The 23934-nt window shown below is 70.0% G+C and carries 24 protein-coding genes; 17 read left to right on the forward strand and 7 right to left on the reverse strand.

What is annotated here, in order from left to right; translation table 11 throughout:
• Window positions 1-60: 60 nt before the first annotated feature.
• Complete coding sequence (locus tag PH203_RS04020; protein ID WP_289916167.1) at window positions 61-2682, reverse strand: tetratricopeptide repeat protein; 2622 nt, start codon at window positions 2680-2682, stop codon at window positions 61-63.
• A 176-nt stretch (window positions 2683-2858) separates the two neighbouring features.
• On the opposite strand from PH203_RS04020, the gene PH203_RS04025 reads away from it, so the two are divergent.
• Window positions 2859-4133, forward strand: a complete 1275-nt coding sequence (locus tag PH203_RS04025) for a glycosyltransferase family 4 protein (RefSeq protein ID WP_289916169.1) — start codon at window positions 2859-2861, stop codon at window positions 4131-4133.
• Here PH203_RS04025 and PH203_RS04030 read toward each other — a convergent pair.
• The 4 genes from PH203_RS04030 to PH203_RS04045 form a co-directional block, all read right to left on the reverse strand.
• Window positions 4087-6219, reverse strand: coding sequence for a glycogen debranching N-terminal domain-containing protein (locus PH203_RS04030; protein WP_289916172.1), 2133 nt, complete (start codon window positions 6217-6219; stop codon window positions 4087-4089). The two genes, PH203_RS04025 and PH203_RS04030, sit on opposite strands and share 47 nt — an antisense overlap.
• A 66-nt stretch (window positions 6220-6285) precedes the next feature.
• Entirely contained in the window at window positions 6286-7062 is a 777-nt protein-coding gene (locus tag PH203_RS04035; RefSeq protein ID WP_289916174.1) for an ABC transporter permease, read from the reverse strand.
• Complete coding sequence (locus tag PH203_RS04040; RefSeq protein ID WP_289916176.1) at window positions 7059-7982, reverse strand: ABC transporter ATP-binding protein; 924 nt, start codon at window positions 7980-7982, stop codon at window positions 7059-7061. The genes PH203_RS04035 and PH203_RS04040 overlap by 4 nt, the downstream gene beginning before the upstream one ends.
• 31 nt (window positions 7983-8013) lie before the next feature.
• Window positions 8014-8826: an AAC(3) family N-acetyltransferase gene (locus PH203_RS04045; protein ID WP_289916177.1), complete on the reverse strand. Its 813-nt coding sequence runs from the start codon at window positions 8824-8826 to the stop codon at window positions 8014-8016.
• Between the two features lie 161 nt (window positions 8827-8987).
• Between PH203_RS04045 and PH203_RS04050 the strand changes: the two genes are divergently transcribed.
• Genes PH203_RS04050 through PH203_RS04085 form a run of 8 tightly spaced genes read left to right on the forward strand, consistent with a single transcriptional unit; the run spans window position 8988 to window position 15563 of the window.
• On the forward strand, window positions 8988-9731 hold the full coding sequence (locus PH203_RS04050; RefSeq protein WP_289916179.1) for a metalloregulator ArsR/SmtB family transcription factor: 744 nt from the start codon (window positions 8988-8990) through the stop codon (window positions 9729-9731).
• Window positions 9728-11152 (forward strand): Fe-S cluster assembly protein SufB, encoded by a 1425-nt coding sequence (gene sufB / locus PH203_RS04055; RefSeq protein ID WP_289916183.1) that lies wholly within the window; start codon window positions 9728-9730, stop codon window positions 11150-11152. Before PH203_RS04050 ends, sufB begins: the two co-directional genes overlap by 4 nt.
• A gap of 59 nt (window positions 11153-11211) precedes the next feature.
• A complete protein-coding gene (gene sufD, locus PH203_RS04060; protein ID WP_289916185.1) occupies window positions 11212-12393 on the forward strand; it encodes a Fe-S cluster assembly protein SufD in 1182 nt (393 codons plus the stop codon).
• The gene (locus PH203_RS04065; protein ID WP_030948995.1) at window positions 12393-12710 is read left to right on the forward strand and encodes a non-heme iron oxygenase ferredoxin subunit; all 318 of its coding nucleotides are present in this window, start codon (window positions 12393-12395) and stop codon (window positions 12708-12710) included. Before sufD ends, PH203_RS04065 begins: the two co-directional genes overlap by 1 nt.
• A gap of 7 nt (window positions 12711-12717) precedes the next feature.
• Complete coding sequence (gene sufC / locus PH203_RS04070) at window positions 12718-13482, forward strand: Fe-S cluster assembly ATPase SufC (protein ID WP_289916189.1); 765 nt, start codon at window positions 12718-12720, stop codon at window positions 13480-13482.
• Entirely contained in the window at window positions 13479-14750 is a 1272-nt protein-coding gene (locus tag PH203_RS04075; RefSeq protein WP_289916191.1) for a cysteine desulfurase, read from the forward strand. The genes sufC and PH203_RS04075 overlap by 4 nt, the downstream gene beginning before the upstream one ends.
• A 16-nt stretch (window positions 14751-14766) precedes the next feature.
• Window positions 14767-15234: a Fe-S cluster assembly sulfur transfer protein SufU gene (gene sufU / locus PH203_RS04080; RefSeq protein WP_289916192.1), complete on the forward strand. Its 468-nt coding sequence runs from the start codon at window positions 14767-14769 to the stop codon at window positions 15232-15234.
• Window positions 15231-15563 carry a metal-sulfur cluster assembly factor gene (locus PH203_RS04085; RefSeq protein ID WP_079308860.1) on the forward strand — a complete coding sequence of 111 codons (333 nt, stop codon included), beginning with the start codon at window positions 15231-15233 and terminating at the stop codon, window positions 15561-15563. Before sufU ends, PH203_RS04085 begins: the two co-directional genes overlap by 4 nt.
• Window positions 15564-15662: 99 nt before the next feature.
• Here the strand turns inward: PH203_RS04085 and PH203_RS04090 are convergent, their stop codons facing one another.
• Window positions 15663-16487, reverse strand: coding sequence for an AbfB domain-containing protein (locus PH203_RS04090; RefSeq protein ID WP_289916196.1), 825 nt, complete (start codon window positions 16485-16487; stop codon window positions 15663-15665).
• Between the two features lie 254 nt (window positions 16488-16741).
• Between PH203_RS04090 and PH203_RS04095 the strand changes: the two genes are divergently transcribed.
• The 6 genes from PH203_RS04095 (at window position 16742) to PH203_RS04120 (ending at window position 21314) form a co-directional block, all read left to right on the forward strand.
• Complete coding sequence (locus tag PH203_RS04095) at window positions 16742-17062, forward strand: multidrug efflux SMR transporter (protein ID WP_289916198.1); 321 nt, start codon at window positions 16742-16744, stop codon at window positions 17060-17062.
• On the forward strand, window positions 17062-17598 hold the full coding sequence (locus PH203_RS04100) for a TetR family transcriptional regulator (RefSeq protein ID WP_289916199.1): 537 nt from the start codon (window positions 17062-17064) through the stop codon (window positions 17596-17598). Before PH203_RS04095 ends, PH203_RS04100 begins: the two co-directional genes overlap by 1 nt.
• 96 nt (window positions 17599-17694) lie before the next feature.
• Window positions 17695-18333, forward strand: a complete 639-nt coding sequence (locus PH203_RS04105) for a sigma-70 family RNA polymerase sigma factor (protein WP_289916201.1) — start codon at window positions 17695-17697, stop codon at window positions 18331-18333.
• Between the two features lie 2 nt (window positions 18334-18335).
• On the forward strand, window positions 18336-19262 hold the full coding sequence (locus PH203_RS04110) for a CU044_5270 family protein (RefSeq protein ID WP_289916202.1): 927 nt from the start codon (window positions 18336-18338) through the stop codon (window positions 19260-19262).
• A 79-nt stretch (window positions 19263-19341) separates the two neighbouring features.
• Window positions 19342-20331 (forward strand): 2,3,4,5-tetrahydropyridine-2,6-dicarboxylate N-succinyltransferase, encoded by a 990-nt coding sequence (gene dapD, locus PH203_RS04115; RefSeq protein ID WP_289916203.1) that lies wholly within the window; start codon window positions 19342-19344, stop codon window positions 20329-20331.
• A gap of 437 nt (window positions 20332-20768) precedes the next feature.
• Window positions 20769-21314, forward strand: coding sequence for a GNAT family protein (locus PH203_RS04120; RefSeq protein WP_289916205.1), 546 nt, complete (start codon window positions 20769-20771; stop codon window positions 21312-21314).
• Between the two features lie 35 nt (window positions 21315-21349).
• Here the strand turns inward: PH203_RS04120 and PH203_RS04125 are convergent, their stop codons facing one another.
• Window positions 21350-21847, reverse strand: a complete 498-nt coding sequence (locus PH203_RS04125) for a hypothetical protein (RefSeq protein WP_289916208.1) — start codon at window positions 21845-21847, stop codon at window positions 21350-21352.
• A 140-nt stretch (window positions 21848-21987) separates the two neighbouring features.
• Between PH203_RS04125 and PH203_RS04130 the strand changes: the two genes are divergently transcribed.
• Both PH203_RS04130 and PH203_RS04135 read left to right on the forward strand, forming a co-directional pair.
• Entirely contained in the window at window positions 21988-22548 is a 561-nt protein-coding gene (locus PH203_RS04130) for a SigE family RNA polymerase sigma factor (protein ID WP_289916210.1), read from the forward strand.
• The gene (locus tag PH203_RS04135) at window positions 22545-23795 is read left to right on the forward strand and encodes a WD40 repeat domain-containing protein (protein ID WP_289916212.1); all 1251 of its coding nucleotides are present in this window, start codon (window positions 22545-22547) and stop codon (window positions 23793-23795) included. Before PH203_RS04130 ends, PH203_RS04135 begins: the two co-directional genes overlap by 4 nt.
• Window positions 23796-23934 lie beyond the last annotated feature (139 nt).

Genomic DNA, 23934 nt, shown 5'->3' on the forward strand with positions numbered 1-23934 from the left:
CGTGGGTGTGTGTCGGGCTCGCCACGTGTGACTCACGTCCGGTCCCGCCTGGTCCCGGTGTCAGAGGGAACGCCGGATGCCGTCCGCGAGGGCCCTGCGGCGTACGGCTTCCTCGTGGTCGCCCCGGTCCGCGGCGCAGTCGGCGAGGTGTTCGTGGACGGCGATGAGGGCCGGGTGGGATTCTCCGAGCGCCTCGTGGAAGATCCGCTCGGCCTTGCGCAGCACTTCCTCCGCGCCCGGACCGTCGCCCTCGGCGCGCAGTACCGGGCCGAGCCGGGTGAGGGACTTGGCCCGGTAGTAGTGCTCCGGGCCGTAGCGGCGCTGGTAGATCCCGTCCGCCTGTTCCAGCACCTGGCGCGCCTCGGCGGTCCGGCCCTGCGCGAGCCGCAGCGACCCCAGTTTGTTGAGACAGGCGGCGTATTTGTGCTCTTCGGCCGCGCTGCGCTTGCTGTGCAGCTCCACCACCGGAACCAGGATCCGGTCGGCGCGCATCAGTTCCGCACGGGCCTTGCGCCACAGGTCGACCCGGTGCAGCAACCGCAGGGTGCGGCGGGCCCGCGCCCGGTGCAGCTCGCTGCGGCGCCGCAGTACGTCGGCCAGGAACTTGCAGATCTGGGCCGTCTCGAAGTCCTCCGGTCCGCGGTGCGTCCGGAACACCGACAGGGCCAGCGACAGTTCGCGTTCGGCGCGCTCCAGATCGCCGCGGTCCTGGGCGACGATGCCCAGGTCGCGCTGGAGCATGGCGCGGAAGAGCGTGTACTCGGGCGGTTCCTGGCTGCCGCGGCTGGGGATGCGCTTCTCGGCCCGCTCGTAGTGCAGCACGGCCTGGGTGAGCTGGCCGGCGTTGCGGTGGATGAGGCCGATCTCCTGCTCGGCGACGGCCCAGTCGAGGCTGTCCTCCCGCCAGACCTGGGCCTCGTAGATCCCGACCGCCGTCCGCACGGCCCGCAGCGCCTCGGGGAAGTCGTTGCGCTCGCGCATGATGCCGCCCAGCTGCCGCTGGCACTGTGCGCGCAGCCGCAGGAATGCCTCCTCCCCGCGGTCCGCGCACAGCTCCAGGGCGCGCCTGCACTCCTCCTCGGCGGCGTCCAGCGTCGCCAGCTCGTAGTACTGGCGGGCCACCGCGGTACGGGCGGTGGCGCGGGCGAGTTCGTCGTTGTCCCCGATCTCGCGGAGGGCGGCCTCCTGCTCGAAGAAGTCCAGCGCCCGCACCCAGTCGCAGCGGGTTTCCTGGTAGGTGCCCACGCGGTGCAGCAGCCGGGCCAGCGCCGCGAAGTCCTGTGAGGCGCCGAGCCCGCCGCCGATGTCGTCCCCCCAGGCTCGTTCGTCGATCACGGCCTCGACATGGGGCATCAGCCGCTCGCACAGCGGCCGTGACGCCAGCAGGTCCGGGGTCGTGGGGAAGCAGGCCTCCATCAGCCGAACCGCCGCCTGGGACCACTCCAGGCGCTGCTCCACACGCAACTCCTCGTGGATCAGTATCCGGACCCTGGGGTGCATGCCGTACACGGCGGAGCCGTCGCGCCAGTCGCCGTTGCGGGTCAGCAGGGAGTGGTCCACCAGGAGCAGCACCTCGCGATTGAAGGTGATCGGGTTGGTCATGACCGTGCGCAGACGGGCCGGCAGCACCGACCGGTGCAGGGTCAGCGTCGTCTTCTGCACGTCCTCCGACGCCAGGAAGGCGAGCAGCCGCAGCAGGTCCACGGCGGCGGGCGAGGCCTCCGAGACCCTCGTGATCGACCGCCTGAAGACCTCCTCGACGGAAGCGCCGCTGGGCAGGTCGCGCAGGTACTCGGCCACAGTGATCTCGGCCTGCACGATGTAGGCGGCGGCTTGTTCGAGGGCCAGCGGCAGCCAGCCGAGCTGGCGGCCCAGCGCGGTCATGGCGCGCCTGATGCCGTCGGTGAGGCGCTCGGGGGCGATGTCGAGGCGGCGGCCCAGAAATTCGATCCCCTCCTGCTCGGGAAAGGCTCGCAGCTCGATCGGGGTCGCGGACAGGCCGGTCCAGCCGTGATGCTGCTGCGTGGTGATCAGCACCTCGCCATCACCCTCGGAGGGCAGCAGGCCGCGAAGCGAGTCGTCGTACGCCGGGCAGCCGTCGTATACCAACAGCCAGCCGCGCTGCTCGCGCAGACGGCTCCACAGGTTCATCAGGACGACGTTCTTGCTCTTCTGCTCGGGGATGCCGACGTACTTCGCGAACTCCAGCAGCTGGGCGCGCAATGCGTCGGGGCGGGAGGCGTCGAGCCACCAGGTCAGAGAGTGCCGGGGCAGCTGCCGGTACGCGTAGTCCACGGCGAGCTGCGACTTGCCTGCGCCGGTCGCCCCGTACAGGACGCAGACCCGGGGGGCGGGGCGCTCGCCCCTGCGACGGCGGCGCGTGGGACCGCGCAGTGCGCGCACGATGCGCTCCCTCTCCGCCGTGCGCCCCGTGAAGTACATACTGAGCACCGGGAGGTTGTGCGGGGGGCCCGATAAGGGTCCCGTGGTCGCCTCGGGCTGGGGCGGCTTACGGGCGACGTGCGTGGCGATCGCGGCGGTCAGCGCGGCCACCGTCGCTGCGCCGAGGGCGAGCCACCACAGGAACGTGCCGGTGGATTCGGCGGCCTTCACCGCCAACGGGGCCCCGGCGGCCACGCCGGCCCCCACGCCGGCCGAGACGGTGATCACCCAAGCACGCATGCGATTCCCCCGAAGTCGCGCCGCTGTCGCGCGGGGGTTCCCGTCCCTCGCGTTCAGGGCGAATATTGTGCTCTTCCTTTTTCCCTTCTTCTCTGTTGTGCAACCAATCGGAAACCGTTTCGTTGGAATCCATGAGTGGAGGGCGGGAGACCGGATCATCGATTACCATCCCGGCAATGAGTCAGGAGTCCCGGCGAAAGACCCGGAAAACGCGCGACATCGCACTGGTCCACTGGGCCTACCCGCCCACGGTCGGCGGCGTGGAGTCGTATCTGTGGAACTGCTCCCGGCTGCTGGCCCGGGCCGGGCACCGGGTGACGGTGTTCACCGGGACGCGCGAGGCTCGGAAGCCTCCGGAGGGCGGGGTCGAGGTGCTGTGGCATCCGGGACTGGACCTGTCCCGGGTGACGGGGGAGGAGGCCGAGCGGGACGCCCTGCGGGAGTGGTTCGGTGACGAACTGGAGCGGCGGCGCATCCACTTGGTGCACGGCCACAACCTCCACCACTTCTCCCCGGCGCCGGCCGAGGCGCTGCTCGCGCTCCGTGACCGCCTGGGACTGGTGCTGCTGCACACGTACCACAGCATCTGGAGCGAGCCCGAGAGCGTCGCCATCGCGGAGTCCTGTCGGCGGTTCGACGCGCACTTCGCCGTCTCCGAATTCCTCCGCGGCGCCTGCGCGGACGTGCTGCGGTTGACAGATGTGCAACCCATGTATCTGGGTATCGACACGGAGAGCTTTCTGGCCGTTCCCGAACTCGCGGATCCGCAGCCGAAAGAGGAAGCGATCGTTCTTCTGCCGGCCCGCCTCATTCCAGACAAAGGGGCCAAGACGGCTATCGAGGCCATGGCCAAGGTCATTTCCGAAGATCCCCCGGTGCGGCCGCGTCTGATTCTCATGAACACGCCCAATTCGGTCGACTTCCATGGCGAAAAGGTCGGATTCCGAGGCGATATGAATCTCCTCGCGAAGAACCAGCATATGGACGACTGCGTGGACTTCCTGCAGGCCGGTGTGGACGCGATGCCCGACTTCTACCGCCGGGCCCGCGTGGTCATCTGCCCGTCCAGATTCGCTGAGCCGATGGGACTCGCCGCGCTGGAGGCGATGTGCTCGGCGCGGCCCGTGATCGCCAGCGATGTCGGGGGGCTCGCCGAAGGGGTCGGACGGGACGGTTCGGCCGGCTTCCTCGTGCCCGCCGACGACAGCGACGCCCTCGCGGCACAGATCGTCAGACTGCTCAGCGACCCGGCACTGGCCCGGTCGGTCGGCAACGCGGCGCGGAAGCGCGTCGTCGCCGAGTTCGACCTGGCGGGCCATTGTCTGCCGCTGACCCTCAAGGCTTACGAGCGCTGTCTGCGCACCGCCTTCCTCCGCGTCCTGCGCGCCCGCCTGACCCGGCGGCTCACCCGGTGGAACAGCGCCATCCGGCAGGCAGTGACTCGACGCTGACCCCCGTTGCTGGGTCCACGCGGATCGACAGGGGACGGCCCGCGAGCCGCATCCCCTCGACCTCGACGATCATCGGGCCCGCGTCCTTCGCCCGCACCGGCATCGGAGCGACCCGGAGGGTCCGGGTGGGCACGTGGGGGCGCAGGCCCAGAAGGGCGCCGAGTACGGCGACGCCGGATGCCGCGGACCAGCCCTGGGGGCGGCAGGCGGCGGGATAGGCGAGGGGGGCCGGTGAGTCGGGGGTGCGGGCGTCGCCGCCGTACAACTCCGGCATCCGGTACTCGAAGTGGCTCGCCGCGTCCAGCAGGCCGTTCGCCAGATGGTGGGCCGCCTCGTGGCAGCCCGCGGCGCACAGGCCCTGGACGGCTATCGCCGTGTCGTGCGTCCACACCGAACCGCCGTGGTAGCTCAGCGGGTTGAAGCCGGGCAGGTCGGCGGAGCGGCTGCGCAGGCCCCAGCCGGAGTTGAGTTCGGGGGAGGCCAGCCAGGCTGCGACGGTGCGGCAGCCGTCCGGGTCCAGGATGCCCGTGGACAGGAGTTGGCCCATGTTGGAGGCCGGTCCGCTGACCGCCTTCAGGTCCCGGCCGACGGCGATGGCCACGTAGCGGTCGGCGGGGCCGTGTGGTGAGGACAGCCAGAAGGCGTCTGAGAAGCGTTTGCGCAGCGCCTCGGCCCAGGTCTGCAGTCGTTCCGCGCGGTCGTGGCGGCCGCGGGTCCGCAGCAGTTCGGCCAGGCCGGTCGCGGCCTCGTAGGCGTAGCCCTGCACCTCGCAGAGGGCCAGCGGCGGTTCGATGCGGCGCCCGGCGGCGTCGCGTACCGCGTCCTCGCTGTCCTTCCAGGACTGATGGCGCAGGCCGCCCTGGCGCGGGTAGTAGCGCAGCAAACCGTCCTCATCGGCGGCGCTGGTCCCCACCACCCAGTCCATCGCGCGTTCCGCGTACGGCAGCAGCGCGTCCACCTCGGTGTCCGGCAGGCCCCAGTGCCAGGCCTCCACCAGCAGGGTCACGAACAGCGGGGTGGCATCGACCGAACCGTAGTAACGCGAGGGCAGGAAGAGGCCGTTGCCGTGGTCGACGTCCGCGGGGCGCAGTTCGTGCAGGATGCGGCCGGGCGCCTCCTCACGGAACACGTCGTGGGCGGTGCCCTGCCGGCGGGCCAGCGCCCACAGGGTGCCGCGGGCCAGGTCGGTGCCGAGCGGCAGCAGCATCCGGGCCGACCAGATGGAGTCCCGGCCGAAGAGGGTCAGGTACCAGGGGCAGCCCGCCGCGATGAACTGGTCCTCGGGGCCTTCGGGGTCGGTGCGTTCCGGATCCGCCAGGCGGAGCGAGCGCAGGTCGCCCAGGCCCTGGCGTACCAACGCGACCAGTCGCCGGTCGCCCCGCACGACGGGCTCGGACCAGACGGCCGGGGCGGTCGGGGCGCGGGGGTGGCCGGGCGGATCGGGGACCGCGCTGCCCGACACCGTCAGCCGGATCTGCCGGCTCTCGCCGGGCAACAGCCGCATCCACGGCCAGGTCAGGGTGCCGCCCTCGGGGCCGTCGGTGATCTCGGGGACGGGGGCCGGGCCCGTCACCCGGACGTGTGCGCGGCCAGTGCGGGAGCGCCAGTCCAGTCCCGGGGGATCGGGTACGGCGGTGCAGTGGACCGTCGTGCCGGTCAGCCCCTGTTTGACGTCCGCGATGTCCGCGAGGTCGGTCGCGAGGGCCAGCTCCACATGTAATCGACGGGTGACCGTGCCGACGTTGCGCAGGAGGATGCTCTCGCCCTCGCCCGCGCTGCGTACTCGTTCGATGATCACCGTTGGGTCGTTCGTGCGGTCGCCGGGATACCGGTGCACGGAGGTGAACCGGACATGGTCGGGCCCGAGCGGCTGCACGCCGATCGGTTCGGGTTCACGTCCGTCGATCAGCAGGCACGCCGTGTGCAGCAGTCTGCGGTCGTGGCCGTAGAAACCCGCCGCGCTCAGACCCCGCAGCTGCCCGTCCCTGGGGGAAGCGGCGAACGACGGGGCCGCGACGCACATCACCACGTCGTGGAGCAGTGGTTGCAGAGCACGCACACTCGGCGAATCCGCGGACTCGTACACGGGACGTTTCTTCCCGCTCCGTACGAACGTCACTCACGCGGCGTACGCCGGTGTGTCACGCCGTGCTCACTCCCAGCGGAAGAACTTCCCGGCGGCCGCCAGCCCCACGACCCCCCACACCGCCAGAATCCCCAGGTCGCCCCACGGCATCCCGGCCCCGTGCTGCAGCACGTCCCGAAGGCCGTCCGACAACGCCGAGATGGGCAGCAGTCCGAGCACGTCCTGGGCGCCGGAGGGGAACTTGTCCAGCGGGACGATGACCCCGCCGCCGACGAGGAGGAGCAGGAAGACGAGGTTGGCGGCGGCGAGTGTCGCCTCGGCCTTGAGGGTGCCCGCCATCAGGAGGCCGAGGCCCGAGAACGCGGCCGTGCCGAGGATCAGCAGGAGCAGGACGGCGAAGGGGTTGCCCTGCGGATCCCAGCCCAGGGCGAAGGCGATCACCGTCAGGAGGGCGATCTGGAGGATCTCCGTGACCAGGACCGAGGCCGTCTTGGCCGTCATCAGGCCCCAGCGGGGGAGCGGGGAGGCGGCGAGGCGCTTCAGGACGCCGTAGCGGCGCTCGAAGCCCGTCGCGATGGCCTGGCCGGTGAAGGCCGTCGACATGACCGCGAGCGCGAGGATGCCGGGGGTCAGGAAGTCCACCGCCTTGCCCGCGCCCGTGTCGACGATGTCGACCGAGCTGAAGAGGACGAGGAGGAGGGTCGGGATCACGACGGTCAGCAGGAGCTGTTCGCCGTTGCGGAGCAGCATCTTCGTCTCGAGTGCCGCCTGGGCCGCGATCATGCGCCCCAGGGGGGCCGCGCCCGGCTTCGGGGCGTACACACCAGTGCCCGCGGTCGTCATGAGCGCAACTCCTTGCCCGTGAGCTCCAGGAACACGTCTTCGAGCGTGTGCCGTTCGACGGAGATCTTCTCCGGCATCACGCCGTGCTGCGCACACCAGGAGGTGACGGTGGCGAGCAGCTGCGGGTCGACCTTGCCGCCGATCCGGTACGAGCCTGGCGTCAGCTCCGCGGCCGTGCAGTCCGCCGGGAGCGCCTTCAGCAGGGAGCCCACGTCCAGGCCCGGGCGGCCGGTGAAACGCAGCGTGTTCTCGGCGCCGCCTCGGCACAGCTCCTCGGGGGAGCCCTGGGCGATGACCTTGCCCGCGTCGATGATCGCGACGTCGTCGGCGAGCTGTTCGGCCTCGTCCATGTAGTGGGTGGTGAGGATCACGGAGGCGCCGTCGGCGCGCAGGTCGCGGACCAGGTCCCAGGTCGCGTGGCGGGCCTGCGGGTCGAGACCGGCGGTCGGTTCGTCGAGGAAGACGAGCTCCGGACGGCCCACGACGGCCATGGCGAGCGCGAGACGCTGCTGCTGGCCGCCGGAGAGACGGCGGTACGTCGTCCGGCCGCAACTGCCGAGACCCAGGCGCTCTATGAGCGCGTCCACGTCCAGCGGGTGCGCGTGCAGCCTGGCGACATGGCGCAGCATCTCGTCCGCGCGGGCGCCCGAGTAGACGCCGCCGGACTGGAGCATCACGCCGATCCGGGTGTGCAGTTCGCGGGACTGCCGGACCGGGTCGAGGCCCAGGACGCGCACCGTGCCGGAGTCCGGCTTCCGGTACCCCTCGCAGGTCTCGACCGTGGTCGTCTTGCCCGCCCCGTTGGGACCGAGTACGGCGGTCACCCCCGCCGTGGCCACCAGGTCGAGGCCGTTCACCGCGGTCTTCGTGCCGTACCGCTTCACCAGGGCCTGGACCTGGACCACGGGCTCACTTCGCATGGCTCAAGAGTCTAGGTACGCGCTCGGCTTCTCAGGCGGGCGGGTGCAGGATCTCCTCCTCACGGGGACGGTGCAGCGCCAGCCACCGCTCCGCGTACGCCACCGCGTCGGCCACCGGGAACAGCCGTGCGTCGGCCGCGCCCACCTTCCCCCGGACGACCGGACGGTCCCGCTCGAAGTCGTGCCCCAGCTCGTCGAAGCGGTCCGAGGTGATCGACACCTCGGTCACCGTCTCCCAGCCGAACGGGCCCGGGCGGCCGACCTTCACCAGGGGCGACGGGATGCGGTACTCGGCGAGATGGAAGGCCGTGCAGGAGTCGTAGCCGGCGCCGAGGAGCAGCACGCGCGCGTGGAGCGCTTCGAGGCGGGCCAGGGGGCTCTGCTCGCCGAGGCGGCAGTCGGTGGCGTGGCCGTCGACGACCTCACGTGCGCGTGCCCCGATCGCCGCGAACGACGTCTGGGGATGCGCGCTGCGCAGGGCGCCGGGCCAGGTGCGTACGGTCTCCGGGATCGCGCCGACCCCTCGGGAAGGGGTGGTCTGAGGGTCGTACGCGGGCATGGAGAGCCGGATCGGGGCCCACCACTCCTCGGGCACCGGCGGGTGGGCCCACAGGGCGGGGTCCGAGAGGTCGCCGCTCTGGGTGGGGACCACGAGGGTGCCGTCCGGGCCGAGGGCGTCGAGAAATCCCTGGACGACGGCCACAGGACCGCCACAGACCCAGCCGAGCGACTTCAGTGAGGAGTGGACGAGGAGGGTCTCGCCGTCCTGGACACCCAGTTCGCGCAGCTGTGCGGCGACTGTCCCGCGGGTGACAAGAGGGCCGGTCGGAGGGGGTAAGGGCATGGTTTTGGAGTGTCCCGGAAGGGTGCTCGGAATGCCACCGAATTGATCGATCAAAGATCGTTTCCGCAGGTCAGGTTAGCTTTACCTAAGTGACGCACTGCACCGTTGATCGGTCCGGGCGCGGCTTGCCCGGCTCTGAGGAATTACGCAACAATGGCGTTGTGAAAAACGTCGACGAGGCTCGGGAGACCCCCACGGGGACCCCTCAGGAGGAGCTCGCGACCGGGGAGCGGTCCACCCGCAACCGCGTCGCGCGATCCATCCTGGACCACGGGCCGTCGACCGTCGCCGAGCTGGCCGGCCGCCTCGGCCTGACCCAGGCCGCCGTACGCCGTCATCTCGACGCACTGGTCGCCGACGACGTCGTGGAGGCTCGCGAGCAGAAGGTCTACGGGGCGCGCACACGCGGTCGTCCCGCGAAGGTCTTCGCGCTCACCGACTGCGGCCGGGACGCCTTCGACCAGTCCTACGACAAGCTCGCCGCGGACGCCCTCAACTTCATCCGGGAGCGGTTCGGCGGGGACGAGGCCGTCGTCGCCTTCGCGCGCGCCAGGATCGCCGAGCAGGCGACCGCGTACCGTCGGGCCATCGAGTCGGCCGCCCCCGAGGAGCGCACCGAAGCCCTGGCCAAGGCCTTGAGCGCGGACGGGTACGCTGCTACGGCGCGCAGCGCACCGGTCGGCGAGCAGCTGTGCCAGCACCACTGCCCCGTCGCCCATGTCGCGGAAAAGTTCCCCCAGCTCTGCGAGGCGGAGACCGAGATCTTCTCCCAGCTGCTCGGAACGCACGTCCAGCGACTGGCGACCATCGCGCACGGTGACGGCGTCTGCACGACGTTCATCCCAAAGATTTCCCACACCACACATAACGCATCTGCAAGCACGGCCGGGAGGAACCCCGCATGACTCTCCCCATCGAGGAGACTGCCCACCCCGAGCTCGAGGGCCTGGGTAAGTACGAATACGGCTGGGCGGACTCCGACGAGGCCGGCGCCTCTGCCAAGCGTGGTCTGAGCGAAGAGGTCGTCCGCGACATCTCCGCGAAGAAGTCCGAGCCGGAGTGGATGACCAAGCTCCGTCTCAAGGGCCTTCGCCTGTTCGACAAGAAGCCCATGCCGAACTGGGGCTCGGACCTGTCGGGCATCGACTTCGACAACATCAAGTACTTCGTGCGCTCCACGGAGAAGCAGGCGGAGTCCTGGGAGGACCTGCCCGAGGACATCAAGAACACGTACGACAAGCTCGGCATCCCGGAGGCGGAGAAGCAGCGCCTCGTCGCCGGTGTCGCGGCCCAGTACGAGTCCGAGGTCGTCTACCACCAGATCCGCGAGGACCTGGAGGAGCAGGGCGTCATCTTCCTCGACACCGACACCGCTCTGAAGGAGCACCCGGAGCTCTTCAAGGAGTACTTCGGCACCGTCATCCCGGTTGGCGACAACAAGTTCGCGTCGCTGAACACCGCGGTGTGGTCCGGCGGCTCCTTCATCTACGTGCCGCCGGGCGTCCACGTGGAGATCCCGCTCCAGGCCTACTTCCGTATCAACACGGAGAACATGGGCCAGTTCGAGCGGACCCTGATCATCGTCGACGAGGGTGCCTACGTGCACTACGTCGAGGGTTGTACGGCCCCGATCTACAAGTCGGACTCGCTGCACTCCGCGGTCGTCGAGATCATCGTCAAGAAGAACGCCCGCTGCCGCTACACGACCATCCAGAACTGGTCGAACAACGTCTACAACCTGGTCACCAAGCGCGCCGTGGCGTACGAGGGCGCGACCATGGAGTGGATCGACGGCAACATCGGCTCCAAGGTGACGATGAAGTACCCGGCCGTCTACCTGATGGGCGAGCACGCCAAGGGCGAGACCCTCTCCATCGCCTTCGCGGGCGAGGGCCAGCACCAGGACGCCGGCTCCAAGATGGTCCACATGGCGCCGAACACCTCCTCCAACATCGTCTCCAAGTCGGTGGCGCGCGGCGGTGGCCGTACCTCCTACCGCGGTCTCGTCGAGATCGGCGAGGGTGCCCACGGCTCCAAGTCCAACGTGCTGTGCGACGCGCTGCTCGTCGACACCATCTCCCGCTCCGACACGTACCCCTATGTGGACGTCCGCGAGGACGACGTGTCCATGGGCCATGAGGCGACCGTCTCCAAGGTCTCCGAGGACCAGCTCTTCTACCTGATGAGCCGTGGTCTGAGCGAGTTCGAGGCGATGGCCATGATCGTGCGCGGCTTCGTCGAGCCCATCGCCAAGGAGCTGCCCATGGAGTACGCGCTGGAACTCAACCGGCTGATCGAGCTCCAGATGGAGGGTGCGGTCGGTTAACACCGGCCCACGCCCCCGTCGTAAGTCTTACAAGTCAGGAAGAGAGCAGACCGACAGCCATGGCTGAGGCTCAGAACATCCCGGTGGGGTCCACCACCGCCGGCGCGGTGGCCGTTGCCGCCGAGTCGACCGTCGCGACGCGCATGAGCGCGCCCCCGTCCTTCGACGTGGCGGACTTCCCGGTCCCGCACGGCCGCGAGGAGGAGTGGCGGTTCACCCCGCTGGAGCGCCTGCGCGGGCTGCACGACGGCACCGCCGTCGCCACCGACGAGGGCCTGAAGGTCGAGGTGCAGGTCCCCGAGGGCGTCACCGTCGAGACCGTCGGCCGCGACGACGCGCGGCTCGGCAAGGCCGGCACCCCGGTGGACCGCATCGCCGCCCAGGCCTACTCGGCGTTCGAGAAGGCCGGTGTGATCACCGTCCCCAAGGAGACGGTCCTCACCGAGCCCATCCGGATCGCCGTGCACGGCGAGGGCGGCACCGCCTTCGCCCACCAGGTCGTCGAACTGGGTGCCTTCGCCGAGGCCGTCGTCGTCATCGACCACACCGGTGACGCGGTCCTCGCCGCCAACGTCGACTACGTGCTCGGCGACGGCGCCAAGCTGACCGTCGTCTCCGTGCAGGACTGGGACGACAAGGCCGTGCACGTGGCGCAGCACAACGCGCTCATCGGCCGGGACGCCTCGTTCAAGTCCGTGGTCGTCACCTTCGGCGGCGACGTCGTACGCCTCCACCCGCGCGTGACCTACGCCGGTACCGGTGGTGAGGCCGAGCTGTTCGGGCTGTACTTCACGGACGCCGGCCAGCACCAGGAGCACCGCCTCCTGGTCGACCACAACGTCCCGCACTGCAAGTCCAACGTCGTGTACAAGGGCGCGCTCCAGGGCGACAGCGCCCACGCGGTGTGGATCGGCGACGTGCTCATCGAGGCCAAGGCCGAGGGCACGGACACCTACGAGATGAACCGCAACCTGGTGCTGACCGACGGCGCCCGCGTCGACTCCGTGCCGAACCTGGAGATCGAGACCGGCGAGATCGTCGGCGCCGGGCACGCCTCGGCGACCGGTCGCTTCGACGACGAGCAGCTCTTCTACCTGATGGCCCGCGGCATCCCGGCCGACGAGGCCCGTCGTCTGGTGGTCCGCGGCTTCTTCGCCGAGCTGGTCCAGCAGATCGGCGTCGAGGACATCGAGGCGCGGCTGCTCGAGAAGATCGAGGCCGAGCTGGAGGCCACCGTCTAATGGCTTTCGTACGCGCCTGTGGGCTGAGCGAGCTGGAGGAGGACACCCCGAAGCGGGTGGAACTCGACGGCACGCCGGTCTCGGTCGTGCAGACCGAGGGCGAGGTGTTCGCGATCCACGACATCTGCTCCCACGCGAACGTCTCCCTCTCCGAGGGCGAGGTGGAGGACTGTCAGATCGAGTGCTGGCTGCACGGCTCCGCGTTCGACCTCCGCACCGGCAAGCCGTCCGGCCTTCCCGCGACGCGCCCCGTCCCCGTATACCCCGTAAAGATCGAAGGGGACGACGTGCTCGTCTCCCTCACCCAGGAGTCCTGAGGCACCCATGGCAACGCTTGAAATCCGAGACCTGCACGTCACCGTCGAGGCCGACAACGCCACGAAGGAGATCCTCAAGGGCGTCGACCTGACCGTGAAGCAGGGCGAGACGCACGCCATCATGGGCCCCAACGGCTCCGGCAAGTCGACCCTCGCCTACTCGCTCGCGGGTCACCCGAAGTACACGATCACCGGCGGCACCGTCACCCTCGACGGCGAGGACGTCCTGGAGATGGAGGTCGACGAGCGCGCCCGCGCCGGCGTCTTCCTCGCCATGCAGTACCCGGTCGAGGTCCCCGGCGTCTCGGTCTCCAACTTCCTGCGCACCTCCGCCACCGCGATCCGCGGCGAGGCCCCCAAGCTGCGCACCTGGGTCAAGGAGGTCAAGGAGGCCATGGAGCGCCTCAACATGGACCCCTCCTTCGCCGAGCGCAACGTCAACGAGGGCTTCTCCGGCGGTGAGAAGAAGCGCCACGAGATCCTCCAGCTGGAGCTCCTCAAGCCGAAGATCGCGATCCTCGACGAGACGGACTCCGGTCTGGACGTCGACGCGCTCCGCATCGTCTCCGAGGGCGTCAACCGCGTCCGCGAGACCGGCGAGGTCGGCACCCTGCTGATCACGCACTACACGCGCATCCTGCGCTACATCAAGCCCGACCACGTGCACGTGTTCGCCAACGGCAAGATCGTCGAGTCGGGTGGCCCCGAGCTCGCCGACAAGCTGGAGGCCGAGGGCTACGAGGCTTACACGAAGGGTGGCGCATCCGCGTGACACAGCTGCCGGGCCTCCTCACTGAGTCCAATCTTCTTGGCGAGGCGATCCGCAAGGACTTCCCCATCCTGGACCGCCAGGTCCACGACGGTAAGAAGCTCGTGTACCTGGACAACGCGGCGACCTCGCAGAAGCCGCGCCAGGTGCTGGACGCCCTGAGTGAGTACTACGAGCGCTACAACGCCAACGTCCACCGCGGTGTGCATGTGCTCGCCGAGGAGGCCACGGCGCTGTACGAGGGCGCGCGCGACAAGGTCGCGGCGTTCATCAACGCGCCCTCACGCGACGAGGTGATCTTCACCAAGAACGCCTCCGAGTCGCTCAACCTCGTGGCGAACATGCTGGGCTGGGCCGACGAGCCCTACCGCGTGGACCACGAGACCGAGATCGTCATCACGGAGATGGAGCACCACTCCAACATCGTGCCGTGGCAGCTGCTCGCGCAGCGCACGGGCGCGAAGCTGAAGTGGTTCGGTCTGACCGACGACGGCCGTCTCGACCTGTCGAACATCGACGAGATCATCACCGAGAAGACGAAGATCGTCTCCTTCGTGCTGGTGTCGAACATCCTCGGCACGATCAACCCGGTCGAGGCGATAGTGCGCCGGGCGCAGGAGGTCGGCGCCCTGGTCTGCATCGACGCCTCGCAGGCCGCGCCGCACATGCCGCTGGACGTGCAGTCGCTCCAGGCCGACTTCGTGGCCTTCACCGGCCACAAGATGTGCGGTCCGACGGGCATCGGCGTGCTCTGGGGCCGCCAGGAGCTCCTGGAGGACCTGCCCCCGTTCCTGGGCGGCGGCGAGATGATCGAGACGGTGTCGATGCACTCCTCGACCTACGCGCCGGCTCCGCACAAGTTCGAGGCGGGCACCCCGCCGATCGCGCAGGCGGTCGGTCTGGGCGCGGCGATCGACTACCTGACCTCGATCGGCATGGACAAGATCCTCGCCCATGAGCACGCGATCACCGAGTACGCGGTCAAGCGTCTCAGCGAGGTCCCTGACCTGAAGATCATCGGCCCGACGACGGCCGAGGACCGCGGTGCGGCGATCTCCTTCACGCTCGGCGACATCCACCCGCACGACGTGGGCCAGGTACTGGACGAGCAGGGCATCGCGGTCCGCGTGGGTCACCACTGCGCCCGCCCGGTCTGCCTCCGGTACGGAATTCCTGCGACCACGAGAGCGTCGTTCTATCTGTACTCCACGCCGGCCGAGATCGACGCTCTGGTCGACGGTCTGGAGCACGTACGGAACTTCTTCGGCTGAGGGGCGTGCTGAAACCGTGAAGCTGGACTCCATGTACCAGGAAGTCATCCTGGACCACTACAAGCACCCGCACGGGCGTGGTCTTCGGGATGGCGACGCCGAGGTGCACCACGTCAACCCGACGTGCGGCGACGAGATCACGCTGCGCGTGAAGTACGACGGCGAGCAGATCGCGGACATCTCGTACGAGGGTCAGGGCTGCTCGATCAGCCAGGCCAGCGCGTCCGTGCTGAACGACCTCCTCGTCGGCAAGGAGCTCACCGAGGCGCAGAGGATCCAGGAGACCTTCCTGGAGCTGATGCAGTCCAAGGGGAAGATCGAGCCCGACGACGCCATGGAGGAGGTGCTGGAGGACGCGGTCGCGTTCGCCGGTGTCTCCAAGTACCCGGCCCGGGTCAAGTGCGCCCTCCTCAGCTGGATGGCGTGGAAGGACGCGACGGCCCAGGCCCTGGGCGGGGCCGACGCCGAAAGGAAGACGGCATGAGCGAGACGCTTGAGATGAAGCCGGCCTCGGAGGAGGAGATCCGCGAGGCGCTGTACGACGTCGTCGACCCGGAACTGGGCATCGACGTCGTCAACCTCGGTCTGATCTACGGCATCCACATCGACGACGCGAACATCGCGACGATCGACATGACCCTGACGTCGGCGGCCTGTCCGCTGACCGATGTCATCGAGGACCAGGCCAAGTCCGCCACGGACGGCCTCGTCAACGAGCTGCGCATCAACTGGGTCTGGATGCCGCCGTGGGGCCCGGACAAGATCACGGACGACGGGCGCGAGCAGCTTCGGGCGCTCGGGTTCAACGTCTGACAGCGACACTGTCTGCCAGCGACACCGTCTGACAGAGATACGACGAACGGCGGTGCCCCTTGCGAGGGGGCGCCGCCGTTTTTTCCTGCCCGGAGTTCCTCAGGCCAGCCCGTCCACCAACCAGAACGCCGAGTCCCGGCGGTACAGGTCGCTCTGCTGGTACGGCTCCAGTTTCAGCTGGAAGTTCTGGTGGCGCAGGAAGCGGCCGGGGTAGTTGACCGACTCCAGCATGGTCGCGCCGTAGACGGAGGACGTGCGGGGGCAGAACGTGGCGTCCTGCTTGAAGAGGGACGAGCCGTCGCCGGTGTCGGCGATGAGGACGAAGCTGCGGTGGCGGAGGTACTTGCCGTCATGGGTGGCGAACGAGTAACAGGCGCTGTTCGCAAGGCCCTTGACGAGTTTGAAGGTGGAGTCCTCGCGGGATTCCGAGCCACCGACCCGGTCCAGCTTCACGTAGCCGCCGTTGACGTGCCAGTAGCGGTCGGGGTAGTTCGCCGAGCGGATCGAGCGCCATTTGACCGGCGGCTTCGGGGGCGACGAACTCGGTTTGGACGAAGGGGACTTGGAGGTCGCAGCGGGGACCGGGGCGGGGGAGTTGCCCTGTTGGGCCGGGGCGGCGGAAGCGGATTCCTCCGAAGTGGCCAGGCCGCTCTTGCCCTTGGGCGGGAGCGTCGTGGTGTCGGAGGGGCTGGCGTAGCCGGCCAGACCCGGCAGCGTCCCGGCGTCCGTGGGCGGTGCCGACTTCGACACGGCGTCAGGAGTGCCGTCCGTCATGGATATTGCCGTCACACAGGCGACGACGGTGGCCACGGCGAGGGCGCCCGCGAGATACAGGCGGCGGGTTCCCGGTGCCCGGGATGTGTCGGGTGCCCAGCCGGTCTCCCACGGGCGGTCCTGCGGGGGCTGGGACTTGTCTTGTGGCATGCGCGGTTCCTCTGGCGGAGCCCATGGGGGAGGCCGCAGCCGTGACGGCGCGGTAGATGAACGGTGAAGCAGGTTGGCACAGTAGTGGACTCGGCCCTCATCAAGCAGCCGTTTGGGAGAGCGGTTTCCACATCGATCTCGCAGCGACACCCAAAGAAGATCGTGCGCCCCCGATCGCGGCCTCGGCCGCTGTCGTGGCCGCTGTTGCGGCGCTGTTGTGTACGGCCGTACGCATGGTGTGTACACTCGTACATATGGGATACCTACTGCTCGCCGGCGCCATCGCCGCCGAGGTGGCCGCGACGACCGCGATGAAGTACAGCGACGGCTTCAGCAGACTGCTGCCGTCGCTGCTGACCCTGCTCGGGTACGCGCTGGCGTTCGTGCTGCTCGCACAGACGCTGAAGACCGTGTCGGTCGGCACGGCCTATGCGATCTGGGCGGGCGTCGGCACCGCGGTGATCGCCACGATCGGGGTCACGTTCCTGGGCGAGGGGATGAACCTCGCCAAAGCCACCGGGATCGTGCTGATCATCGCCGGGGTGGTCGTGCTGAACCTGGGCGGTGCGCACTGATGGCCCGGAGGTACGACCCCGAGCGACGGCAGCGGATCATCGACGCGGCGATCCGGGTCGTGGGACGCCAGGGGCTCGCTGGGCTGAGCCACCGGTCCGTCGCCGCCGAGGCCGATGTGCCGCTCGGCTCGACGACGTACCACTTCACGACCCTCGACGAGCTGATCGTCGCGGCGCTGCGGCAGGCGAACGAGGGGTTCGCCAAGGTGATCGCCGCGCATGGCGCCCTTGAGGATCCCGAGGGGGACGTGGCCGCCGATCTCGCCCGGATCCTGGGGGAGTGGCTGAGCGGCGACGCCACGGGGGTCGAGCTGGAGTACGAGCTCTATCTCGCCGCCCTGCGCCGGCCCGCGCTCCGGCCGGTCGCCGCCGAGTGGTGCGAGGAGCTGGCCGCACCCCTGATCCGGCGCACCGATCCGGAGACGGCTCGGGGGCTCGTCGCGATGATGGACGGGATCTGTCTGCAGGTGCTGCTGACGGGGAGGCCGTACGACGAGGTGTATGCGCGGGAGATGCTGGGGCGGGTGATCGGCTGACGCGCGCCCGGTCCTTCCCGTCGGGCCGTGAACCCTTTCCCGCCCATCGGGGAACAGGGGGTGACAGCACACGGACCGAGGGACCCAGGGGGACTTGTGAGCGGACCACCGCCGTCCATGGCGCGGGCGGGGGACGACGGGGACGTCGTCGCGCAGTCGTTGGAGCAACCGGAGCTGTTCGCCCGGCTCTACGACCGGTACGCGCCCGACATCCACCGGTACGCGGCCAGGCGTCTCGGTGACAGCGCGGCCGACGACTCCCCCACGCTCGAATGCGCTCGCGCGGGGGGACCCCCATCCGCGGACACCTTCCTGGTCGCCTTCCGCACCCGCTCCCGCTACGACGTGACGCGTTCCAACGCCCGCCCCTGGCTGTACGGCATCGCGGGCAACCTCATCGGCAAACAGCGCCGCGCGGAGATACGGGCGTTACGGGCGCTGGCCCGCAGTGGGCACGACCCGGTGGCCGAGTCCTGGTCGGAGCGGGCCGACGCCCGGGTCACCGCACAGGCGGCGCACGCCCCGCTCGCCGGTGCGCTGGCCGGACTGTCCGCGGGGGACCGGCATGTGCTGCTGCTCGTGGCCTGGGCGGAGCTGACGTACCCCGAGGTCGCGGAGGCGCTCGGGATTCCGGTGGGTACCGTCCGCTCCCGGCTCAACCGGGCCCGCCGCAAGGTCCGTTCGGCGCTCGGCGCCGACCCCGCATTCACGCTGGACGCCACGGAGGTGGTCTGACCATGGACGAGATGACGGTGCTCCGTGAACTGCGGGCCGAGGCCCCCGACGCGTCGCGCGCACAGCTGGCGGCCGGGCGGCAGCGGCTGTTGGGCGAGGCGGCGGCCCGGGGCGGCCGCCGGTACGGGGTGCGGGTCAGCCGGCGGTTCGTGGTGGCCGGGGCCGCCGCCGCGATCACCGGGGTCGCGGTGCTCGGCACCCAGGTCCTGGGCGGTGCCGAACGCGTCCAGCCGGGCGCCGGGCAGGCCCGCACCTATGAGCTGGGCAGCGCGAAGGATCTCCTGAACGAGGCCGCGGACGCGATCGAGGCCGGTCCCGCGGTCACGGCCCGCAACGGGCAGTGGATCTACATGAGGACCGTCGAGACGAACATGACGGACGACGAGCGGCCCGGACCGCGGACCAGCGAGGAGTGGGAGCGGTACGCCGATCCGGCCATGGAGGGCGGACGGGCCGGCGACGACCGTTCGCCGCGGGAGCAGTACGAGTTCCTGCGGAGCCTCCCGGACGACCTGGCGAAGGTACGGGCGAAGGCACGCGCCTTCTACTACGCCACCGACCCCTCCGAGACCCGTACGGAACACGAGTACCGGGCGCTCACCGTGGTCCTCAGCCGTGCCTACGTCTACGACCCCGAGGGGCTCGCTAAGATCTACCGGGCCCTGGCCACGATTCCCGGCGTACGGGCCGCGCAGGTCGAGGACGCGGCAGGGCGGGACGCCATCGCGCTGTATCTGAAGGGCGACGACTCGGCCCGGTTCCGGAACGAGACCCTGCTCGACCCGGGCACCTACCTTTGCACCGGGTTCCGGGACGTGGCCCTGAGCGGCCCCACGGACTCGGGGACGGAGTGGAAGAAGGGCGACGCGATCATCAGCGGCGCCCGGGTCGCCCTCGCCGTGGTGGACGACAAGGGCGAACGGCCCTGAGCCGTCCCGTGCGCCCGGTACCTGAGACGCCGGGCGCACCGGTTCGCCCGCGCGGGCCCCGCCAAGTTAGGTTTCCCCTATGACCGACACGACTGCACCCCGCACCACCGGCGCCGTTGCCGCCGGGCTCGCCACCGTCACCGCCGACGGCACCGTTCTCGACACCTGGTTCCCCGCGCCCGAGCTCGTCGCCGAGGCGGGTCCGTCCGGCACCGAGCGGCTGTCCGCCGAGAAGGCCGTGGAGCTCCTCGGCGAGGGTGCCGCGAAGGCGATCGGTCCGGACGCCCGGCGTGGCGTCGAGGTGGTCGCGGTCCGTACGGTCATCTCCTCGCTCGACGAGAAGCCGCTGGACACGCACGACGCCTATCTCCGCCTCCACCTGCTCTCCCACCGCCTGGTCAAGCCGCACGGCCAGAGCCTGGACGGCATCTTCGGCCTCCTCGCCAACGTGGCCTGGACCTCGCTCGGCCCGGTGGCGGTCGACGACATCGAGAAGGTACGGCTGAACGCCCGTGCCGAGGGTCTGCACCTCTCGGTGACCTCGATCGACAAGTTCCCGCGCATGACGGACTACGTCGCGCCGAAGGGTGTCCGGATCGCCGACGCCGACCGTGTCCGCCTCGGCGCGCACCTCGCCGAGGGCACCACCGTCATGCACGAGGGCTTCGTCAACTTCAACGCCGGCACCCTCGGCACCTCCATGGTCGAGGGCCGCATCTCCGCCGGCGTCATCGTCGGCGACGGCTCCGACATCGGCGGCGGCGCGTCGACGATGGGCACGCTCTCCGGCGGCGGCAACGTCATCATCTCCATCGGCGAGCGGTGCCTGATCGGCGCCGAGGCGGGCGTGGGGATCGCGCTGGGCGACGAGTGCGTGGTCGAGGCGGGCCTGTACGTCACCGCCGGCACCCGCGTCACCATGCCCGACGGCCAGATCGTCAAGGCCCGCGAACTCTCCGGCGCCTCCAACATCCTCTTCCGCCGCAACTCGGTCACCGGCACGGTGGAGGCCCGCCCGAACAACGCGGTCTGGGGCGGCCTGAACGAGATTCTGCACAGCCACAACTGACCGCGAGGCCGCGCGTTGCGGCCGCCGACCGGACCGCCGGCGCCCGTCGGCATCGAGCGCCCTCCCACTGCCTGAGAACGGCCCGGGAGGGCGCTCACGCGTGGACCGGCCCCGGCGTCCCGCCATCCTCCCTCCGGCTCTTTCATGGCCGCGTCATGGAAGAGGGCCGCGAGCCGGCGACGATGCTCCGGGGCGAGGCGGTCGAAGAGGTGTGCCAGGTATTCGAACCAGGTCGAGGACGCGTCCGGCGAGGCTTGCCCGTCCGTGCTGGTGTCGATCGCGACCGGACGTGACCGGGCAGGTCGGCGATGGTTCGGGAGTCGTACCAGCGTCTTGCCGTTGCGGTCTTCCACATGGACGACCAGGGTCGAGAGGTACGAGTCCCGGCGATCTTTATTGGGTTGCCGTTCGTCCTGGCGTTCGGATAGGAAGCCTGCATGCTGAAGGGTGTGAAGGTCGGGCTCAGGGCTCGGCATGAAGAGGACATTCCGATCCTGCAGGCCGGGCTGTACGACGACGTGGTCAACGGGTCGCGTGCCGAGGCCCGGCCGTGGCGGCCGCTCACGCCCGGTTCGAAGGCCCTGCCGCTGTGGACGGACGACGAGGAGGACGGGCATGTCCCGTTCTCGGTGGTGGAGTTGGACGGGGGCGCGCTGGTCGGGACCGCGACGCTCTGGGGGATCGATCTGCACCACCGGGCCGCGCACATCGGGCTCGGGCTGCTGCCCTCCGCCCGCGGCAAGGGGTACGGCACGGACGTCGTCGGGGTCCTGTGCCACTACGCGTTCGTCGTACGCGGCCTGCAGCGGCTGCAGATCGAGACGCTGGCGGACAACGCCGCGATGCTGGGCTCCGCCGAACGCAACGGCTTCGTCCGCGAGGGTGTGCTGCGTTCCGCGGCCTGGGTGATGGGCGAGTTCCTGGACGAGGTGGTCCTCGGACTGCTCGCGCAGGACTGGAAGCCGGCTTCGCGGGCCCGGTGAAACGGGAGGTCACGGCCGCCGAATGATCAGAGTGATCAGAGCTGCGCCGCGAACCCCGCCAGCGCCTTGAAGTCCGCCTCCCGCAGACCGACCCGCGGATCGACGTGGTGCAGGAGCGCTGCGCCCGGGTGACGGGCCGTCACATACGTCTCGTCCGCCGGGCTCTGTTCGTCGTCCACCCACGCGAAGGAACGGCCCTCGGCGTACGCCACGATCGCCTCCGTCTTCCAGTGGACCCCGTCGGGGCGGTGGGCGAACAGGGAGTCGCCGAAGTCGACGTACGGGAGCGGGGGCAGGCCGACGACCGGGCCGATCCAGCGGTTGGCGGCGTCCATCCAGGTGGTCGCCCAGCACAGGTCGTAGGGGAGGGCGAGCAGCGCCGGGCCGTGCGACGGGTTGAGCCATACCCGCAGCGGAGTGCCCGGGCGCAGGGCCACGCGGATGGTCGTGTAACCCTCGGGCCGGCGCTGCGGCTTGGCCGCGTACGGGTTGAGCGGGCCGTCGACGTCGAGGAAGAGGAGGGGGCGGCTCATCGGGTCACCGTACGACAGCGGCCCCGAGCGGTTCCGTCGATTTTCTTCGCGCACACAGGCATAGCGGCTCATGGCCGTGCACGTCACAAGGGGCACAGGGGGCGGACACCGGGTCCGCCCCGGGGGAAGAGAAGGTGACGATGGATGCCGAAGCGCAGGACAGCTTCCGGGAATTCGTGGAGCACCGGTCGTCCGCGCTGCTGAAGACGGCCGTGCTGCTCAGCGGCGGCGACCGGCACACCGCCGAGGACCTGCTGCAGAACGCGCTGATCAAGGCGGCCGGCCGCTGGCACCGCATCGACGAACCCGAGGCGTACGTACGGCAGATCCTCTACCGGCAGCAGATCAGCCGCTGGCGGCTGAAGTGGCCCCGACGCGAGCTGAGTGTCGCCGAGCCACCCGAGGGCCGGGCCGACGCGGACGCCTCGTCCGCCGCCGAGCTGCGGCTCGTGATGCGCGGCGCGCTCGCCCGGCTCACCCCGCGCCAGCGCACCGTGCTGGTGCTGCGCTACTTCGAGGACCTGCCCGAGGCCGACGTGGCCCGCATCCTGGGCTGCTCCGTCGGCACCGTACGGTCCACCGCCCACCGCTCGCTCGCCCGGCTGCGCACGCTCGCGCCCGAACTGGCCGCGCTGAGCGGCGGCGAGGACGACCGGACGGCGTCGGCCCCTGACTACACACCCGTGGAGGTACGTCCGTGAACGTCGAGGAACTCGTGCGCGACTCCCTGCGGGCGCTGGCCGACGAGGACGTGTCAGCGGGCCCGGGGCTCGCCGACCGGGTGCTGGCCGTGCGCCGGCGCCGCCGTAACCGTCGGCTCGTGTCCGTCGCCGTCAGCACCGCGGCCGTGGTCGCCGTCGGCGTGGCGGTGCCGATGCTGAACCAGGGGCGGGACGACGTACGTCCCGCACGGGTCACGCAGCAGGACAGGATCAGCGCCCACCCCGACCAGTCACCGCCGAGCGGCCTGATCGCGGCCGGACGGTCGGTGCTCGCCGCCTACTACACGACGGCGACCGTGGCGAAGAACGAGAAGGAGGCGACCTTCGAGCGGACCTACTGGCTGCTCGATCCCGGCACCGGCAAGTACCGGAAGGACACCCGGTGGTCCTTCGTCGCCGTGGCACCCGGCCTGAAGACCGCCGCCGTGCTGGAGCGGACCCTGCCCGCCGACCGGATCGGACTGCTCGACCTCGCGACGGGGGAGGTCGAGCGGTGGATCCCGGTCGGGAAGGGGGTCGCCGGGCTGGCGTTCTCCGACGACGGCACCGAGCTGGTCGCCACGACGTACTCCGAGCACCCCGACGCGCTCGACAGGCTCGGCAACGGCGAAGCGGGCGAGGACGCGTGGACGTCCATGAACAGGGTGGGCCGGACCGGGTTCCTCCTCCTGGACCCGGCCGGGAAGGGCGGGGATGTCTGGCACCCGGTCACGGGTTCCTCCACGGGCGGCCGCGCCGACTTCGCCTTCACTCGTGACGGCGAGCACCTGTCCGCGGCCGGCGGAGGTCTCGACTCCCTCGTGCGGCCGAAGTTCTACGACCTGTCGGGCAAGGAGAGTGCCGTGCCCGCGAACGAGAAGCACCTGCGGTGGGACGTGCCCGCGCGGCTGTCCCCGAACGGCAAGCTGGCCGCCCTGGGCCTGGCCGAGGAGGTCGTGGCCCCCGTCGCCCCGGAGGCCGGGTCGCTGCCCGCGAAGTCGTACTCCTTCATCGGTGATCCCCTCTCCGGCAAGGAGATCACCAAGGTCCGCGGCGCCGAACTGCTCACCTGGGTCGACGACCAGCGGCTCATCGCCTGGGAGCGGACCACCGGTAAGGACGAGACGTACAAGGACCGGCTCGTGCTGGTCACGATCGGCAGCGACAAGGTCGTACCGCTGAGCGGCGAGCGTGAGCATTCGGAGACCGGACAGGAGCCGTGGGAGCCCGTCTTCGCCGACCGGTGATGTGTCGGACCGTCAAGTGTGGCCGGAACTACGCCCATTGAGCGATGTCACGAAGAGTGAGGGGTGTCATGCTTCTCGCCACTCTCCGCGATTTCGAGGGTGGGTGGTGGCGATGGCGACGGGGGCGACAGGGCCGACG

Source organism: Streptomyces sp. S.PB5, from assembly GCF_030403745.1.
Classification (GTDB): domain Bacteria; phylum Actinomycetota; class Actinomycetes; order Streptomycetales; family Streptomycetaceae; genus Streptomyces.